At 72.2% G+C, this 15743-nt stretch carries 15 protein-coding genes and 1 riboswitch; of the genes, 7 read left to right on the plus strand and 8 right to left on the minus strand.

Going from position 1 to position 15743, the window contains the following annotated elements; genetic code table 11:
- Positions 1 to 30 precede the first annotated feature (30 nt).
- Positions 31 to 357, minus strand: a complete 327-nt coding sequence (locus AB0K35_RS13100; RefSeq protein WP_238672239.1) for a hypothetical protein — start codon at positions 355 to 357, stop codon at positions 31 to 33.
- Positions 358 to 511: 154 nt separating this feature from the next.
- Here AB0K35_RS13100 and AB0K35_RS13105 point away from each other — a divergent pair, with 154 nt between their 5' ends.
- The 3 genes from AB0K35_RS13105 to AB0K35_RS13115 all read left to right on the plus strand — a co-directional run bounded on the left by AB0K35_RS13105 (position 512) and on the right by AB0K35_RS13115 (position 2677).
- The gene (locus AB0K35_RS13105) at positions 512 to 1243 is read left to right on the plus strand and encodes a histidine phosphatase family protein (RefSeq protein WP_238672240.1); all 732 of its coding nucleotides are present in this window, start codon (positions 512 to 514) and stop codon (positions 1241 to 1243) included.
- Complete coding sequence (locus tag AB0K35_RS13110) at positions 1227 to 2096, plus strand: NAD(P)H-hydrate dehydratase (protein WP_238672241.1); 870 nt, start codon at positions 1227 to 1229, stop codon at positions 2094 to 2096. The genes AB0K35_RS13105 and AB0K35_RS13110 overlap by 17 nt, the downstream gene beginning before the upstream one ends.
- Before the next feature lie 80 nt (positions 2097 to 2176).
- Positions 2177 to 2677 carry a hemerythrin domain-containing protein gene (locus tag AB0K35_RS13115; protein WP_238672242.1) on the plus strand — a complete coding sequence of 167 codons (501 nt, stop codon included), beginning with the start codon at positions 2177 to 2179 and terminating at the stop codon, positions 2675 to 2677.
- A gap of 60 nt (positions 2678 to 2737) precedes the next feature.
- Here AB0K35_RS13115 and AB0K35_RS13120 read toward each other — a convergent pair whose 3' ends face one another.
- Positions 2738 to 3544: an SDR family NAD(P)-dependent oxidoreductase gene (locus tag AB0K35_RS13120; protein WP_363885339.1), complete on the minus strand. Its 807-nt coding sequence runs from the start codon at positions 3542 to 3544 to the stop codon at positions 2738 to 2740.
- A 149-nt stretch (positions 3545 to 3693) separates the two neighbouring features.
- Positions 3694 to 3783, plus strand: a riboswitch (ZMP/ZTP riboswitch).
- A 19-nt stretch (positions 3784 to 3802) separates the two neighbouring features.
- Between AB0K35_RS13120 and AB0K35_RS13125 the strand changes: the two genes are divergently transcribed.
- Positions 3803 to 5239, plus strand: coding sequence for a glycine hydroxymethyltransferase (locus AB0K35_RS13125; RefSeq protein ID WP_238672244.1), 1437 nt, complete (start codon positions 3803 to 3805; stop codon positions 5237 to 5239).
- A 112-nt stretch (positions 5240 to 5351) separates the two neighbouring features.
- On the opposite strand, the gene AB0K35_RS13130 is transcribed toward AB0K35_RS13125, so the two are convergent.
- The 6 genes from AB0K35_RS13130 to AB0K35_RS13155 all read right to left on the minus strand — a co-directional run bounded on the left by AB0K35_RS13130 (position 5352) and on the right by AB0K35_RS13155 (position 11656).
- Positions 5352 to 5612: a hypothetical protein gene (locus AB0K35_RS13130; RefSeq protein ID WP_238672352.1), complete on the minus strand. Its 261-nt coding sequence runs from the start codon at positions 5610 to 5612 to the stop codon at positions 5352 to 5354.
- Positions 5613 to 5679: 67 nt separating this feature from the next.
- Positions 5680 to 7005 (minus strand): PLP-dependent aminotransferase family protein, encoded by a 1326-nt coding sequence (locus tag AB0K35_RS13135; protein ID WP_238672245.1) that lies wholly within the window; start codon positions 7003 to 7005, stop codon positions 5680 to 5682.
- Between the two features lie 3 nt (positions 7006 to 7008).
- On the minus strand, positions 7009 to 8112 hold the full coding sequence (locus AB0K35_RS13140) for an alpha-hydroxy acid oxidase (RefSeq protein ID WP_363885341.1): 1104 nt from the start codon (positions 8110 to 8112) through the stop codon (positions 7009 to 7011).
- The gene (locus tag AB0K35_RS13145; RefSeq protein WP_363885343.1) at positions 8105 to 9094 is read right to left on the minus strand and encodes an alpha/beta hydrolase; all 990 of its coding nucleotides are present in this window, start codon (positions 9092 to 9094) and stop codon (positions 8105 to 8107) included. The genes AB0K35_RS13140 and AB0K35_RS13145 overlap by 8 nt, the downstream gene beginning before the upstream one ends.
- Before the next feature lie 7 nt (positions 9095 to 9101).
- Positions 9102 to 10313, minus strand: a complete 1212-nt coding sequence (locus AB0K35_RS13150) for a cytochrome P450 (RefSeq protein ID WP_238672248.1) — start codon at positions 10311 to 10313, stop codon at positions 9102 to 9104.
- Positions 10314 to 10378: 65 nt separating this feature from the next.
- Positions 10379 to 11656 carry an SGNH/GDSL hydrolase family protein gene (locus tag AB0K35_RS13155; protein ID WP_238672353.1) on the minus strand — a complete coding sequence of 426 codons (1278 nt, stop codon included), beginning with the start codon at positions 11654 to 11656 and terminating at the stop codon, positions 10379 to 10381.
- A gap of 313 nt (positions 11657 to 11969) precedes the next feature.
- Here AB0K35_RS13155 and AB0K35_RS13160 point away from each other — a divergent pair, with 313 nt between their 5' ends.
- Genes AB0K35_RS13160 through AB0K35_RS13170 form a run of 3 tightly spaced genes read left to right on the plus strand, consistent with a single transcriptional unit; the run spans position 11970 to position 15720 of the window.
- Positions 11970 to 13529, plus strand: a complete 1560-nt coding sequence (locus tag AB0K35_RS13160) for an AMP-binding protein (protein ID WP_363885345.1) — start codon at positions 11970 to 11972, stop codon at positions 13527 to 13529.
- A complete protein-coding gene (locus tag AB0K35_RS13165) occupies positions 13526 to 14749 on the plus strand; it encodes an MFS transporter (RefSeq protein ID WP_363885347.1) in 1224 nt (407 codons plus the stop codon). Before AB0K35_RS13160 ends, AB0K35_RS13165 begins: the two co-directional genes overlap by 4 nt.
- Positions 14750 to 14790: 41 nt before the next feature.
- Complete coding sequence (locus AB0K35_RS13170; RefSeq protein WP_363885349.1) at positions 14791 to 15720, plus strand: aminoglycoside phosphotransferase family protein; 930 nt, start codon at positions 14791 to 14793, stop codon at positions 15718 to 15720.
- The last annotated feature ends 23 nt before the right edge of the window (positions 15721 to 15743 follow it).

Below are 15743 nucleotides of genomic sequence, written 5' to 3' on the forward strand. Positions count from 1 at the left end.
GTCCGGCGGCGGCGGGGCTGGCGCACCCGGTCAGGTGATCAGCAGCACGCCCACCACGATCATCGGCAGCCCGACGAAGAGGAAGATGCCGACGCCGGTGAGCACCTGGCCACCGCCGGCCGTCTCCCGCTCCGGCGCGGCGCCGAAGGTGGCGCGCGGGCCGAGCATGCCCATCCGGCTCAGCGTCAGGTCGCCCGTCACGCCGAGGAGCCCACCCACCACCACCAAGCCGATGCCCAGCCGGTTGGTGTAGGCACCGCCGGCGATCGCCACCCAGATCGCTGCCGCGACGGCGACCAGCACCCCGGCCATCACGAATATCAGAAACGCTTCCCGCAAACCTCGCACGACGGTCACCGTCGACACCCCCCTGTTGGCTGTCCGTCACATTGTTCGGCATCAACCCCTCGCGGCGCTGCCCCGCAGACGGCGGCGACCTGCACGGTCGTCCGGCGGCGTGCGATCGGCGGGGCCACGGTTACCGCGGTGGGCGCCCGGGTAGGGGGTCGGCATGGCGGAACTGGCGACGCTCTGGATCATCCGGCACGGTGAGAGCACCGCGAACGTGGCGGCGACGCACGCCGAGGCGACCGGTGAGGAGCTGATCGGCCTCAGCCACCGCGACGCCGACGTGCCGCTCTCCCCCACCGGGGAGGATCAGGCCCGGGCCACCGGTCGTTGGCTGGCCGGGCTTCCCCCGGACCGCCGGCCCGACGTGGCGGTGGTCTCGCCGTACCTGCGGGCAGTCTCCACCGCCGAGTTGGCGCTGCACGGCACCGACATCCCGGTCAGCCGGGACGAGCGGCTACGCGACCGGGAGCTGGGCATCCTCGACGGACTGACCGGCCACGGGGTACGTCAGCGGTACCCGGACGAGGCCGCGCGCCGGGAACGACTCGGCAAGTTCTACTACCGGCCGCCGGGCGGAGAGTCCTGGACGGACGTGGCGCTGCGGTTGCGCACGCTCCTCGGCGACCTGCGCCGAGACCACGAGGGCCAGCGTGTTCTGCTCTTCGGCCACGACGCGCTGGTCTTTCTGCTGCGCTACCTGGTGGAGGGGCTGACCGAGACGGACCTGATGGCGCTGACCCGCCAGCACGTGATCGCCAACTGTTCCATCACCGACTGGTCGGCCGACGCGGAGCACCGGCTGACGCTTGACGGCTTCAACGAGGTCGGCCACCTGCACCAACAGGGCGCCCAGCCCACCAGGGAGGACGAGATCCATGCCGAGCCGGTCTGAGGTGAAGGTGATCACCCCGGCGTTGCTGCGGGACTGGGCGCTCCCGGTGCCGGTCGGTGGAAAGGAGAGCCGGGGCACCGTACTGGTGGTCGGCGGTTCCCGCTTCACGCCGGGCGCGGTGCTGCTCGCCGGGGTGGCCGCGTTGCGCGCCGGCGCCGGGGTGCTCCAGCTCGCCGCCGCCGAGTCCACCGCCGCCGCGCTGAGCATCCAGGTGCCGGAGGCGCTGGTGGTCGGTCTGCCGGAGACCGCCGACGGCGCGGTGGCCGCCGACCGGGACGGCCAGCTCGACGACCTGGTCGCGCAGGCCGACGTGGTGGCGATCGGCCCCGGCCTGAAGGCGATCGACGAGACCAACCGCCTGCTGGGTCTGGTCCTGGAAGCGGCCCGTCCGGACACGTCGCTGGTGCTCGACGCGTACGCCCTCGGTGCGCTCAGCCACGCGCCGGACCTGCTGGTCGGCTCGGGTCGGCCCGTGGTTCTCACCCCCAATGTCACCGAGGCCGGGCATCTGCTCGGGCGGGAGCCGGGCGACGACCTGGATGCCGAGGCGGCCGAGTTGGCCGCGCGGTACGAGGCGGTCGTGTCGCTGTACGGGCACGTGGCCGCCCCGGACGGGCGGGGTTGGCGGGAGGAGAGCGGCGACGCCGGGCTGGGCACCTCCGGCAGCGGGGACGTGCTCGCCGGGTTGCTGGCGGGGCTGCTGTCCCGGGGGGCCGACCCGGCGCAGGCGGCCTGCTGGGGCTCGTTCGCGCACTCGGTGAGCGGCCAGCGGCTGATTCCCCGCTACGGACGGATCGGCTTTCTGGCTCGGGAGTTGCTCGACGAGATACCCCGCACCCTGGCGATGGTCTGAGGCGGTTTCACCTTGTTTCCGCCTTCGGCGTCGGGGTACCGGAACCGCACCAGCCCAGACTTTTTCAGGAGGTCATACCGGTGTCGACCGATGCCATCGTCCTGCTCAAAGAGGACCACAAGGAAATGCGCCGCCTGTTCAAGGCCTTCCAGGACGCCGAGGAGGGGCCGGCGAGCCAGCGGCAGAAGCTGGTGAACCAGATCCTGGAGGCGCTGACCGTGCACACCTACCTGGAGAACGAGGTGATGTACCCGGAGGTCCGCCGCCTGCTGCCCGACCTGGAGGACGACATCCTCGAGTCGTACGAGGAGCACCACGTCGCCGACGTGCTCTGCGCCGAGCTGGTCAGCATGGACGCCGACGACGAGCGGTTCAACGCCAAGACGACAGTGCTGATCGAGAACGTCAGCCACCACGTCGAGGAGGAAGAGCAGGAGTGGTTCCCCAAGGTCCGCGACGCGCTGGGCCGAAAGCAGCTCCAGGAGATCGGCGAGAAGATGATCGCGCTGCGCGCGGACGCACCGCGTACCCCCACCGCGCCGAAGGCGATCAAGAAGGCAATGGACGCGGTGACGGCCTGAGGCACCCGCTCACACCGAAGGGCCCGGCATCGTGCCGGGCCCTTCGGTGTGCCCCGCGGGTCAGCTGCCGGATCCCGGCTCGGCCATCCGTCGGTGCTGCTCGGACTTGAGCTTGTCCGGAATGATCTTGCCGGCGGCGGTCTGCACCTTGTTCATCAGCGAGCCGGCGGTGATCGTCTGATCACCCTTCATCATCGCCTCGAAGCCCTGCTCGGCGACCTTCGCCGGGTCGTCCTTCCTGCCCGAGCCCACCCGGGTGTCCTCCATATCGGCCCGGTCGAAGAACTCCGTGTCGGTCGGCCCGGGCATCAGCGAGGTCACCGTGACGCCGGTGTCCTTCAGCTCGTTGCGCAGCGCCTCGGCGAAGGACTGCACGAACGACTTCGACGCGTTGTAGACCGCCTGGAACGGCCCCGGCATGGTGGAGGCGATCGACGAGGTGAAGAGCACCCGGCCCGCACCCCGCTCGACCATCCCGGGCAGCAGTCGCTTCGCCAGGTGCACCGTCGAGCGCACGTTGAGGTCGACGATCTCCAACTCGTCGGCGAGGTCGGTGCCGCCGACGAAGGCGTTACCGGCGCCCCGGCCGGCGTTGAGCGCAAGCGCGTCCAGCGGCCGTCCGGTCGCGGTGACGGCGGCCACCAGTTCGGTCACGCCCTGCTCGCGAGCCAGGTCGACGCGGACCGACCAGATCTGCGGGCCGCCGTCGCGGCGCAGCTTCTGCGCGGTCGCCTCGATGCCGTCGTCCTCGGCCGCGATGACCAGGTCGAAGCCGTGCTCGACGAACTGCGCGGCCAGCTCGTACCCGATCCCGCTGGAGGCCCCGGTCACCAGGGCGAGCGGCCGGTCGGAGGTGGGTGTGGTCATGTTCTCGACTCCTTCTGTGCGAACCCTGGCCGCACCCGTGACGGCGCGGTGGTCACCTACCGTGTGCCCCGCGACGCATCGCCCAATCACGTCGGCGGGGTCGCTTCCCGGAGGGCGGCCCGAACGGCCGGTTCCGGCCCGGTAGGATCCTCCCGGGCCGTTACTGGCGCGTGGGGATGGAGAACCATCGGGGAGCGGCCTCGTCACGTGGACGTTTGCCGAGCGCCTGGGCCTTCCCGCACGTCTGTTGGAGGTCGCATGTCCCGCAACGCCGAATCCACCGCATTCCGGAGCGCCCTTGAGGTGATCCGGGCTGTCGAGCCGCGGGTCGCCGACGCCATCGGCGCCGAGCTGACCGACCAGCGGGAGTCGCTCAAGCTGATCGCCAGCGAGAACTACGCCTCCCCGGCGACCCTGCTGGCAATGGGCAACTGGTTCAGCGACAAGTACGCCGAGGGCACCGTCGGCCGCCGCTTCTACGCCGGCTGCCAGAACGTCGACACCGTCGAGGCGCTCGCCGCCGAGCACGCCCGGGAGCTGTTCGGCGCCGCGCACGCGTACGTGCAGCCGCACTCGGGCATCGACGCCAACCTGGTCGCCTTCTGGGCGGTGCTGGCCGACCGGGTGGAGTCCCCCGCCCTGAAGAAGGCCCAGGTCCGCCAGGTCAACGACCTCACCGAAGCCGACTGGTTCGCGCTGCGCCGCGAGCTGGGCAACCAGCGGATGCTCGGCATGTCGCTGGACGCCGGCGGCCACCTCACCCACGGTTTCCGGCCGAACATCTCCGGCAAGATGTTCGACCAGCGCAGCTACGGCACCGACCCGACGACCGGCCTGATCGACTACGACCGGGTGGCCGAGGCCGCCCGGGAGTTCAAGCCGCTGATCCTGGTGGGCGGCTACTCGGCGTACCCCCGGAAGGTGAACTTCCGGATCCTGCGCGAGATCGCCGACTCGGTCGGCGCCACCTTCATGGTCGACATGGCGCACTTCGCGGGCCTGGTGGCCGGCAAGGTCTTCACCGGCGACTTCGACCCGGTGCCGCACGCGCACATCGTCACCACCACCACGCACAAGTCCCTGCGCGGCCCGCGCGGCGGCATGGTGCTCTGCCAGCCGGAGCTGGCCGACCAGGTGGACCGGGGCTGCCCGATGGTGCTCGGTGGTCCGCTGCCGCACGTGATGGCCGCCAAGGCGGTCGCGCTCGCCGAGGCCCGCCGGCCCGACTTCGCCGACTACGCCCAGCGGATCGTCGACAACGCGCAGGCGCTCGCCGAGGGGCTGCTGCGCCGGGGCGCGACGCTGGTCACCGGCGGCACCGACAACCACCTGGTGCTGATCGACGTGTCCGGCTACGGGCTCACCGGCCGGCAGGCCGAGCAGGCCCTCCTCGACTCGGGCATCGTCACCAACCGCAACTCGGTCCCGCAGGACCCGAACGGCGCCTGGTACACGTCCGGCATCCGGATCGGCACCCCGGCGCTGACCACCCGGGGCCTGGGCACCGCCGAGATGGATCAGACCGCCGAGCTGATCCACACGGTGCTGACCCAGACCACCGCCGGCGCCAACGCCGACGGCACCCCGTCGAAGGCGAAGTACAACCTGGACGCCGGCCTGGCCGACAAGGTCGCCGGTCAGGCCACCGACCTGCTGGCCACGTACCCCCTCTACCCGGGCATCGACCTGAGCTGAGCGGGTTGCCACTGACGGCACCTGCTCGGATAAGCGACATACCTCTGGTTCACGGCTGTGACCCAGAGGTATGTCGCTTATCCAGGTGAGTGCCGGGGCGGGCCGATAACCCTCAGACGATGGGGCGCTTCAGGTGGTAGCGGTGGACCTCGGTGCTGCCCTGGACGTTGTTGACGTCCTCGGCGGCGGAGACCAGCTCCCACCCCTCCCGGCCGGCGCGGTTGAGGTGCGCGATGGCGGTGTCGCCGTAGGCGGTGATGTCCTTGCGTGACCCGTCCGGCGCGTACCAGACGAACGAGACGTGAAAATTGCGGCCCTGTCCCTGATAGCGGCGGACGAGTAGGGCGTACTCCCAGGCAACCATGCGGCTTATTATGACCGTCCAACCAGGACGGCGGCAGGCGGGTCGTCGCGCATTGCCATCCGATGAACGCGGTGTGTCAACCCGCCCGGCGAGCCAGCTCGTCGGTGATCAGCGCCGCGAGGCGATCCAGCCCGACGTCGATCTGCTCAGGTGTGACAGCGCTGACCGACAACCGCAACGCACGTACCGGCGCGGTGTCGTCGTAGAAGTGCGCCATCGGCGTCCACAGCACCCCGTAGTCGCGCCCCGAGCGGTCCAGCAGCGCGTCGTCGACCGGAAACGGCACCGTCACCACCACGAAGAATCCGCCGGCCGGCACCGTCCAACGCACCGCGGGCCGGTCCGGCTGATCGGGGAAGCGCCGGGTGAGGCCGGCCACCAGGTGGCGCAGATTCCGGGTGTACGCGGACCGCTCCCGGGTGTTCGCGGCCACCAGGCTGCATCCGTGCTCCAGCAGCCGGCCTCCGATCACCGCCTGGGCGATCGGTGACGTGTTCACAGTGACCATGCTCTTGATCATGGCGAGCTGGTCGGCGAGCGGGCCGACGCGACCGCCCGGGCCGGCCACCCGCTGGTCGGCGACGACGTACCCGACCCGCGCGCCGGGGAGCACTGTCTTGGCGAACGAGCCGAGGTAGACGACCCGCCGGCCGGTGTCCAACGCCTTGAGGGTGGGCGGGCGCGGCCCGTCGTCGCCGTGGAACAGTCCGTACGGGTTGTCCTCCAGCAGCAGCAGATCCTCCTGCGCCGCCAGGTCCAGCAACCGCTGCCGGTGTGCGGTGTCGATGCTGGCCCCGGAGGGGTTGGCGAAGTCCGGCATCAGGTAGCAGGCGCGCGGCCGCAGCCCCGCAGCCCGGGCTCGGCGTACCTGGGCCGCCAGGTCGACCAGGTCGACACCGGCCGACCCACCGGCGACCGGCCACACCGGCAGGTCCACCAGCCGGGCCGCCCCGGTCAGGCCGACGTAGGTCGGGGCGACCGCGAGCAGCACATCCGCCGGCCCGGCCCGCAACGCCCGCAGCACCAGGAACATGGCCTCCTGGCAGCCGACGGTCACCACCACGTCCTCCGGGTCGACGGTGATCCCCTCGTCGACAGCGAGGTTGCGGGCGATCAGGTGGTGCACGATGCCCTTGGTCCGGCCGTACTGCAGCAGCAGCCGCCGGGCCTGCTCGGGTCGGTGCCCCAGGTCGTCGACGAGGTGCCGGTGGAAGGTGTCCAGGTGCCGGTGCACCGCCGCGAGGTCGAAGAACTCCTCGTACGGCCGGCCAGCCGCGAGGGACACCGCCGCCGGGTAACGCTCGGACACCTCGTTGAGGAAGTTCATCGAGGTCAGCGCCGGATCGCCCAGCGCGGGGTGCAGGTCGGCGACGGTCAGGTCGACCGGTTCGGCGGCGCTCACCCCTCAACCCACCCCGAGGGTGCGCAGCTCGCCGGCCGCCACCACGTCGGCGCAGCCGGCCAGGGTGAGCGCATCGGTCAACTCGGCGACGAGCAGTCCCAACGCGTCCCGGGCGGCCGGTTCGCCACCGGCTGCGAGGGCCCACAGCAGCGGCCGGCCGACGAGCACCCCGGCCGCACCCAACGCCAGCGCCCGCAGCACGTCGGTGCCGCACCGGATGCCGCTGTCCAGCAGCACCTGGCAGCCGTCCCCGACCGCGTCGACGACCTCCGGCAGCATGGTGACGCTCGCCGGTGAGCCGTCCAGCTGCCGCCCGCCGTGGTTGGAGACGACCACCGCGTCCGCGCCGACCCGTACCGCCTCGGTCGCGTCACGCGGGTCCAGCAGCCCCTTGACCACCAGCGGCAGGTCGACCTGCTCGCGCAGCCACGCCAGGTCGGCCCAGCGCAGCGCCGGCGCGAACGACGCGGCGGTGTGGGCGGCGATCGCGGACACCCCGGGGGCACCGGAGTGCGCCAGCGCGTCGCGCCCGTCGGGGAGGTTCGCGGCGATCACCTCGGCCGGCAGCCGGAACGCGTTGCGCAGGTCCCGTGGACGTCGGCCGAGCACCGGGACGTCCACGGTGACCACCAGCGCCCGGCACCCGGCCGCGACGACCCGGTCCAGCAGATCGCGGACGAGCGCCCGGTCGCGCAGCCAGTAGAGCTGGAACCAGACGTCAGCGCCCGCCCCGGTGACCTGTTCGATGGGGGTGCTGCCCAGCGTGCTGGCCAGGTACGGGATCCCGGCCGCGCCGGCCGCCGCCGCCAGACCCAGCTCTCCGTCCGGGTGCACCAAACGCTGGTACGCCATCGGCGCCACCCCGACCGGCATGGCGTACCGACGGCCGAGCAGGTGGGTGCCGAGGTCGACGGTGTCCACCCCGCGCAGCACCCGGGGCAGCACCGCGACCCGGTCCAGCGCGCGACGGTTCGCGGTGAGGGTGACCTCCGACGCGCTGCCGCCGGCCAGGTAGTCCCACACGTCCGGTGGCAGCACGGCCCGGGCCCGCTCGGCGTAGTCGGCGAGCGACACGGCCGGCAGGTCGGCCACCACCCGCTCACCCATCGCCCGACCCCGGGCCCATCGCCGGCTCGACCAACTCGTCCGCGTCGTCCGGCCGGGACGGCAGCCCGAAGCGCTCGCGGAGGAACGCCGCAGCGCTCCCCTGTGCCCGCCGTCCGTCGGTGAAGGTTCCCGGCATGGCGAAGAAGCCGTGGATCATGCCCGGGTAGTGCTCCAGCCGGGCGGACACGCCGGCGTCGCGCAGCCGCTCGGCGTACCGCCGCCCCTCGGCGCACAGGGGATCCAGTTCGGCGGTGATCACCAGCGCCGGCGGCAACCCGGACAGGTCGTCGGCGAGCAGCGGCGAGGCCAGCGGATCCCTGGCGTGCGCCGGGTCGGAGAAGTAGTGCGTCCGGTACCAGGCGACCGAACGGCTGTTGAACACCGTCGGGTCGTCGTCGCCAACGGGCTCGCCGCTCTGGTCGGTGTTCGGGTAGACCAGCAGCTGCGCGGCGAGCGGCGGCCCGTCGCCACGGCTGAGCAGGGTGACAGCGGCGGCCAGGTTTCCGCCGGCGCTGTCCCCACCCACCGCCAGCCGGGTCGGGTCCACGCCCAACTCGTCGGCGTGCCGGGCGATCCACGAGGTGGCGGCGTGGCAGTCGTGCACCGCCGCCGGGAAGGGGTGCTCCGGGGCGAGACGGTAGCCGACGGTGATCACCTGGCAGGGCACGGCGTTGGCAAGGCGTCGGCAGATGCCGTCGGCGGTGTCGATGCTGCCGAGCGTCCAGCCGCCGCCGAAGAAGTACAGCACTGTGGGCAGCGGACCCGACCCGGTCGGCCGGTACACCCGCAGCGGCAGCTCCCCGGCGGGGCCGGGGATCCGCTCGTCGCGTACCTCGGTCACCGGCTCGACCGCGCCGCTGCCGGCGCGGATCGCGGCCAGGTCCGCGGCGCGCGCCTCGGCGAGGGTCTGCGTGTACAGCGGTGGAGTGCCGGCCGCGGCGCGGGCCGCCCGGTACGCCGCGACCTCCGGGTGCAGCGCCATGTCGCTCCTATCCACAGGTGCTGACCAGCAGCTTGTCGATACCGCGCAGGAACAGGCTGCCGCTGTACGTCGGCGTCTCGGTGACCGTCAGCGCGGGGAACCGGGCGAACAGCCGGGGCAGCGCGAGACGTCCCTCCAACCGGGACACCGCAGCGCCGAGGCAGAAGTGCAGGCCCGCCCCGAAGGCCAGCGACGCCGGGCCGGGACGGGACGGGTCGAAGGCGTCCGGGGCCGGGAAGCGGGCCGGGTCCCGGTTGGCCGCCCCGATCATGATCAGCACATTGTCGTCACTGGCGACCGGCACGCCGTGCAGCACTGTGTCGGCCGGCGCGGCGCGGGCCAGGAAGTGCACCGGGCTGGCCAACCGCAGCACCTCGTCGACGCAGCCCTGCGCCAGCGTGGCGTCGGTGGGCAGCGCCGCGACGGTCTCCGGGTGGGCCAGCAGCAACGGCAGCCCATTGCTGAACATGTAGACGGTGGTGACGAAGCTGGCGTTGAACAGCACGACCAGGTTGCTGATCAGCTCGTCCTCGGTCAGCTCCACCTCCCCGGAGTCGAGCGCCTCGACCAAGCCGCTGAGCAGGTCGTCCCCGGGCGTCCGGCGGCGGTGTGCGAGCAGCTCCCGGTAGAAGGCCCGCAACTCCTGCGCGGCGGTGTTGGCGGCGGCCAGCCGCTGCGGGGTCTTCCCCGCCACGTCCAGGAACTCGTCGATCCACTCCACCCGCTCGCGGTACCACGGCAACTCCCCTGCCGGGATGCCGATGAACTCGGCCATCACCAGGGCCGGGATCGGGTACGCGAAGTCGGCCACGAAGTCGACGACGCCCTCACCGGCGTCCGCCATCCGGTCCAGCAGCTCGTCGACCACCCGCAGGATCACCGGTTCCAGCGCGCCGAGCCGGCGCGGCGTGAAGGTGCGGGAGAAGACGTGCCGCATCCGGGTGTGATCGGGCGGGTTGACGAACATCATCGAGGTCTGGAAGGTCCGCAGGATGTCCTGCTCCTCCCAGCCCGGCGGCGGCTGCTTCGTCCACTCCGGATCGCGCAGCAACCCGTCGACGAGGTCGTAGCCGACCGCGACGGCGGCCACCGTCCGGTGCTCGGCGCGCGCCGGCACCGCGCTGATCGGGCCGAGCCGGTGCAGGTCCGCGTACCACGGATACGGGTCCTGTCTGCCCGCCTCGCTGTACAGGCCGGTGAGTATCTCGTCCACGTCCACTGCCAACTCCTCCCCAGGATGTCGGTGACCGGGGCGGCGGGGATCACCCGCCGCCCCGGCCCGTGTCACAGGTCGAGCAGCCGCAGCGGCACGGCGTTTGCCAGTGCCTGGTTGCCGGCGTCGTTCGGATGGATGTGGTCCCCCGAGTCGTACGCGGGCAGCAGCTGGCTGGGCCGTGCCGGGTCGCGCAGCACCCTGTCGAAGTCGAGTAGCCCGTCGAACTCCCGACTGCCGCGCAGGTACGCGTTCACCGCCTGGCGGGTGGCCTCCTTCTGCGGCGTCCACACGCCCGGCGCGCCGTGCCCCTCGTACGGCGTCAGCGTGGCCACCAGGCTGGTCAGCCCGCGCTGCTGAAGCTGCTGGTTGATCTGGCGCAGCGTGCCGATGATCGCCTCAGGTGTGTCGTTCGACATCCAGATGTCGTTGATGCCCAGGTGGGTGACGACAGTACGCACCCCGGTCTGGCCGAACACGTCCTCGTTGAGCCGGGCCGCCGCGTTCGGGCCGAGCTGGTAGTAGCCCGGGTAGTTGCCGTCGCCCGGCTCGGTGCCCTCGTGGTTGAGCCGGTTGCCGGCCAGGCTCAGGTTGAGCACACCCGGGGTGCGCTTGTCCGGCCGGTCGGCGAGCAGCCGGTCGGAGAGCAGGTCGGGCCAGCGCCGGTTGGCGTTGACCGTGCTGCCGTTGCCGTCACCGATGGAGTCGCTGAGCACCACCAGCGCGCCGGGGCTGCCCTTGCGCTGCACGTCGACGCCGGAGAGGAAGAACCAGCAGCAGGTCGGCCGGGTGGTGAACCCGGCGCCCTCGGCCGCCCCGGTCAGATCCCCGGCGCCGATGAAGTTGGCCTGCTGGGACTGCCCGTGGAACGTGGTCGGGCCGGTAGGCGTCGGGAAGTGCACTGTGACCACCAGGTCGCTGTCGTCCGCGACCGGGAAGGCCAACGGGTCGCTGAGCAGTTCGGCGCCCCGGTTCATTGTCGCCGTGGTGGCACCGGTGAAGGTCAGCGGGCGCACCGAGGCCGCGTCGATGTCGGAGAGGTCGTCGGGGGTCGCGGTGTTCGGCCGGGCGACTGTGGCGCGCCCGACAGTGACCGCCTGCTCGCCGTAGAGGTTGCTCAGGCGGACCCGCAGCGCCGGGCCGCCCACCGACACGTGCACGATCATCCGGACGCTCTGGTCGTTGAGGCCGGTGTTGGTCAACCCGACCGAGTTGCCCCGGGTGACAGCGGTGGCCCAACTGCCCGCCCACTCGGCGCGGTCGGGTCGGCTGGCGGCGGTGCCGGACGGACCGGCGCTGGCGACGACGGCGGGTGTGCCGGCGACCAACAGCGCGGCCGCAGCGGCGATGACAGGCCATCTCTTCGGGGTTGCCGTTGCCATGGAACCTCCATCGTGTGGCAGCCCAGGGCCGTCCGCTGACGGCGCCCGCCTGGACGATGGTCCAGAAACCTAGCCGCCGCCGCTGACGGGCGTCAATCAACCTGATCGACGCCATCAAATGTCCGGCGGGCCGCCCGGACCGTCCGTCGGCACGGTTCCGACCAGCCGTTTCCCGCCTAGGCTTCCAGGCGGCGGCGGTGCGGTCGCCCAAGCGCGCCACCGTCGCGTCGTCACCGGGAGCTGCCCGGGGACCGCCGCTTTCTCGGATGGGGGCTGCCGGATGACTGACGGACCCGGGCACACCACTACCTACGTGCACACGGTGTTGGATCTCTTCGCCGAATTCGGCGACCGGGAGGCACTGGTCGACGCCGATCAGCGGCTCACCTACACCGAGGCCGCCGTGCGGGTCCGGGCGATGGCCGCGACGTTGACCCGGCACGGCGTACGGCCCGGGTCGGCGGTGCTGGTGACCGTCGCGAACGCGGTGGAGGGTCCACTGCTGCAACTCGCCCTGCACCTGCTCGGCTGCCGGACGATGTGGGTCGCCCCGGTGACAGCGCGGCGGGAGGTCGACGAGTTCATCCGGTTGGCCCGCCCGGACGCCCTGGTCTACGACGCCCGGGACCCGGCCGGTCTGGGCCCGGAGTTGGCCGCCGCGCTGCCCGGCACACCGGTGTGCTGTCTGGGCGCGGGCGGCGCCGGCCCCGACCTCACCGCCGACACCGACGTGACGCAGCTGCCGGCGTCCGTGCCGGCGCCCGAGTCGTTCCTGCAGACCAGCGGCACCACCGGAAGCCCCAAGCTGGTGCACCACCGGGAGAGCTTCTACGCCCAGATCCTCGCCCTGGCCGCCGACTTCCGCGCCGCCGGGTTCCCGCTGCTGCGGCACCTGTCGCACTCGCCGATGTGGCTGGCCAGTGGGCAGATCACCACACTGTTCAACCTGTTCACCGGTGGGGTGCTGTTCCTGCGCGACGAGTGGGACCCGGTGGCCTTCGTGGACATCGTGCAACGGGAGCGGATCAACTCGACCTTCGTCACCCCGCCGATGCTCTACGAGGTGTTGGACCACCCGGCGCTCGTCGACGCGGACTTCTCCGCCATGTTCATGTTCAACGTGGGCGCCGGGCCCGCCGCGCCCGCCCGGCTGCGCCAGGCCATCGCGCGGTTCGGTCCGGTGCTGCGCATCGTGTACGGCCTCAGCGAGGCGGTCGTGATCAGCGCGCTGCCCGGGCTGACCGACGATCCGGAGCACCCCGAGCGGTTGCGCTCCTGCGGGCGGCCCTACGGCGACGTCCGCGTCGAGATCCGCGATGACGACGGCGCGGTGCTGCCGACCGGCCGCGACGGCGAGGTGTGGGTGCGGACCCGACTGAGCTTCGCCGGCTACCACGGTCAGCCCGAGCTGACCGCGCAGACGCTCGTCGACGGGTGGGTGCGGACCCGCGACATCGGCCACCTCGACGACGACGGCTACCTCTACCTCGTCGACCGGGCCCACGACATGATCGTCACGCATCGCCGGAACTGGGCGATCTTCTGCCGTCCCATCGAGGACGTGCTGGTCGGGCACCCCCAGGTACGGGCCGCCGCCGTGATCGGCGTGCCGGACGAGACGGTCGGCGAGGTGCCGTACGCGTATGTGGTGCTCGGACCGGGCGCGACGGTCACCGGGGCGGAGCTGATCGAGCTGGTGACCGCCGAGCTCAACAAGATGTGGGCGCCGGCCGCCGTGGAGTTCCTCGACCGGCTGCCGGTGAACCGGTCGATGAAGGTGGACAAGCGGGCGCTGCGCGCACGGCACGCGGCCCGCCGGGCGGCGGCGGTCGGGGCGTGACCCCCCGCCGGCAACTGGTGGTCCTGGTCAGCGCGGACCTGATCTCCAACCTGGGCACCCGCATCTCGGTGGTGACCATCCCGTGGCTGGTGCTGGTCACCACCGGCAGCCCCACCAAGATGGGCCTGGTCGCGTTCGCCGAGACCCTGCCGTACCTGCTGTCCAGCGCGTTGGGCACGCCCTGGGCGGACCGGATCGGCCTGCGCCGTACCTCGATCCTCTGCGACGCGGGCAGCGCGGTGGTGATGGTCGTCGTGGCGCTGACCCCGTGGTTGGGCTTCGTCCCGCTGGTGGCGCTCGTCGCGGTGGCCGGCGCGCTGCGGGGCATCGGGGACCGGGTGAAGCACGTGATGTTCCGCCCGGTCGCGGAGGCCGCCGGAGTGCCGCTGATCCGGCTGACCTCCGCGTACGACGGGCTCAGCAGGGTGGTGACGTTGTTCGGCGCCGCAGTGGGCGGCCTGCTGATCGCCGTCTTCGGGGTGACCGAGGCGATCCTCATCGACGCGGCCAGCTTCGGGGTCTGCGCGCTGCTCATCGGCGTCCTGGTCCGCCCGCCGGCCGGCCCGACGCAACCCGCCCAGCCGGAAGGTTACCTGCGCGCCCTGCGGGGTGGCTTCAGTTACCTAAGCCGGGACCGGCCGCTGCTCGGCATGCTCGCCGTCATCTCGGCGCTGAACATGGTGGCCAACGCCAGCGTGGCCGTCTACATCCCGGTCTGGGTCGCCCGGGAGCTGCCCGGCCCGAGCGGTCTCGGCCTGGTGCTGGCGGCGTTCTCGGCGGGCGCGCTGCTGGGCAATCTGGTGTTCACCGCGCTCGGCCCCCGGCTGCCCCGGCGGCTGACGTTCCTGGTCGGCGCGCTGGTCGCCGGCACGCCCCGGCTGGTGGCGCTGGCGATCAGCGACGAATTGCCGGTGGTGCTCGTGGTGACGTTCCTGTCCGGAATCGGCATCGCGGCGGTCAACCCGCTGCTCGGGGTGGCGCTCTACGAGCGGGTGCCACCGGAGTTGCAGACCCGGGTGATCGGCATCGCCGGTTCGTTGGCGTTCGTCGGGTTGCCGGTCGGCGCGCTGCTCGGCGGCTGGTCGGTGGACGCTTTGGGATTCACCCCGGCCCTGCTGACAATGGCGGCGGCGTGCCTGGTGGTCACCGCGTACCCGCTGCTGAGCAGGGCCTCCGGCCCGGAGACACCGGCGCGGCCCACGCCCGTCCCCACCCGGTAAACCCGTTGCGGGCCCGGCGCGGCTGCCGCAGGCTCGCACTGATGATGATGAACGCGCAGCCGCCGCCAGGCGTCCCAGTGGCAGACGACGCCGTAGCCGACCGGATCGACGTGGCACTGGTCCGCCGGCTGGTGGCCGAGCAGTTCCCCCGGTGGGCGGACCTGCCGATCGGCCCCGTCGCTGTCGACGGCTGGGACAACCGCACGTTCCACCTGGGCGAGGAGATGAGCGTGCGGCTGCCCAGCGGTGCCGGGTACGCCCTCCAGGTCGCCAAGGAGCAGCGTTGGCTGCCGGTGCTCGGGCCACAGTTGCCGGTGCAGGTGCCGACCCCGCTCGGTCACGGCCGGCCCGGGGCGGGATACCCGTACCCGTGGTCGGTCTACCGGTGGATCGACGGGCGGACCGCCCACGCCGAGCGGATCGACGACCTGACCCGGTTCTCCACCGACCTTGCCGCCTTCCTGCGCGCCCTGCGCGGCGTGGACGCCACCGACGGTCCGGCGGCCGGCCCGCACAGCGCCTGGCGGGGTGGCCCGCTGTCCACCTACGACGCCGAGACCCGGGCGGCGATCGAGACGCATCGCGACCGGGTGCCGGTCGACGTCGTCACCGGCATCTGGCAGGCCGCCCTCGACGCCACCTGGACCGGGCCGGCGGTCTGGTTCCACGGCGACGTCGCGGACGGCAACCTGCTGGTCCGCGACGGCCGGCTCGCCGCCGTCATCGACTTCGGCTGCTCCGGAGTGGGCGACCCCGCCTGCGACACAGTGATCGCCTGGACCCTGCTGCACGGCCCCAGCCGGGCCACCTTCCGCGCCGCGCTCGGCCTCGACGACGCCACCTGGGCCCGCGGACGAGGCTGGGCGCTGTGGAAGGCGCTGATCACCCTGGACAGTGGGGACCCGGCCAAGGCCGAGTGGGCCGGGCGGGTGCTCGGCGAACTCCTCGCCGAGCACAGCGTGGCCCGCTGAAAAACTGAGGCCCGTCAGCGCCC

This window comes from Micromonospora sp. NPDC053740 (assembly GCF_040677775.1).
GTDB classification, from domain to species: Bacteria; Actinomycetota; Actinomycetes; order Mycobacteriales; family Micromonosporaceae; genus Micromonospora; species Micromonospora alfalfae.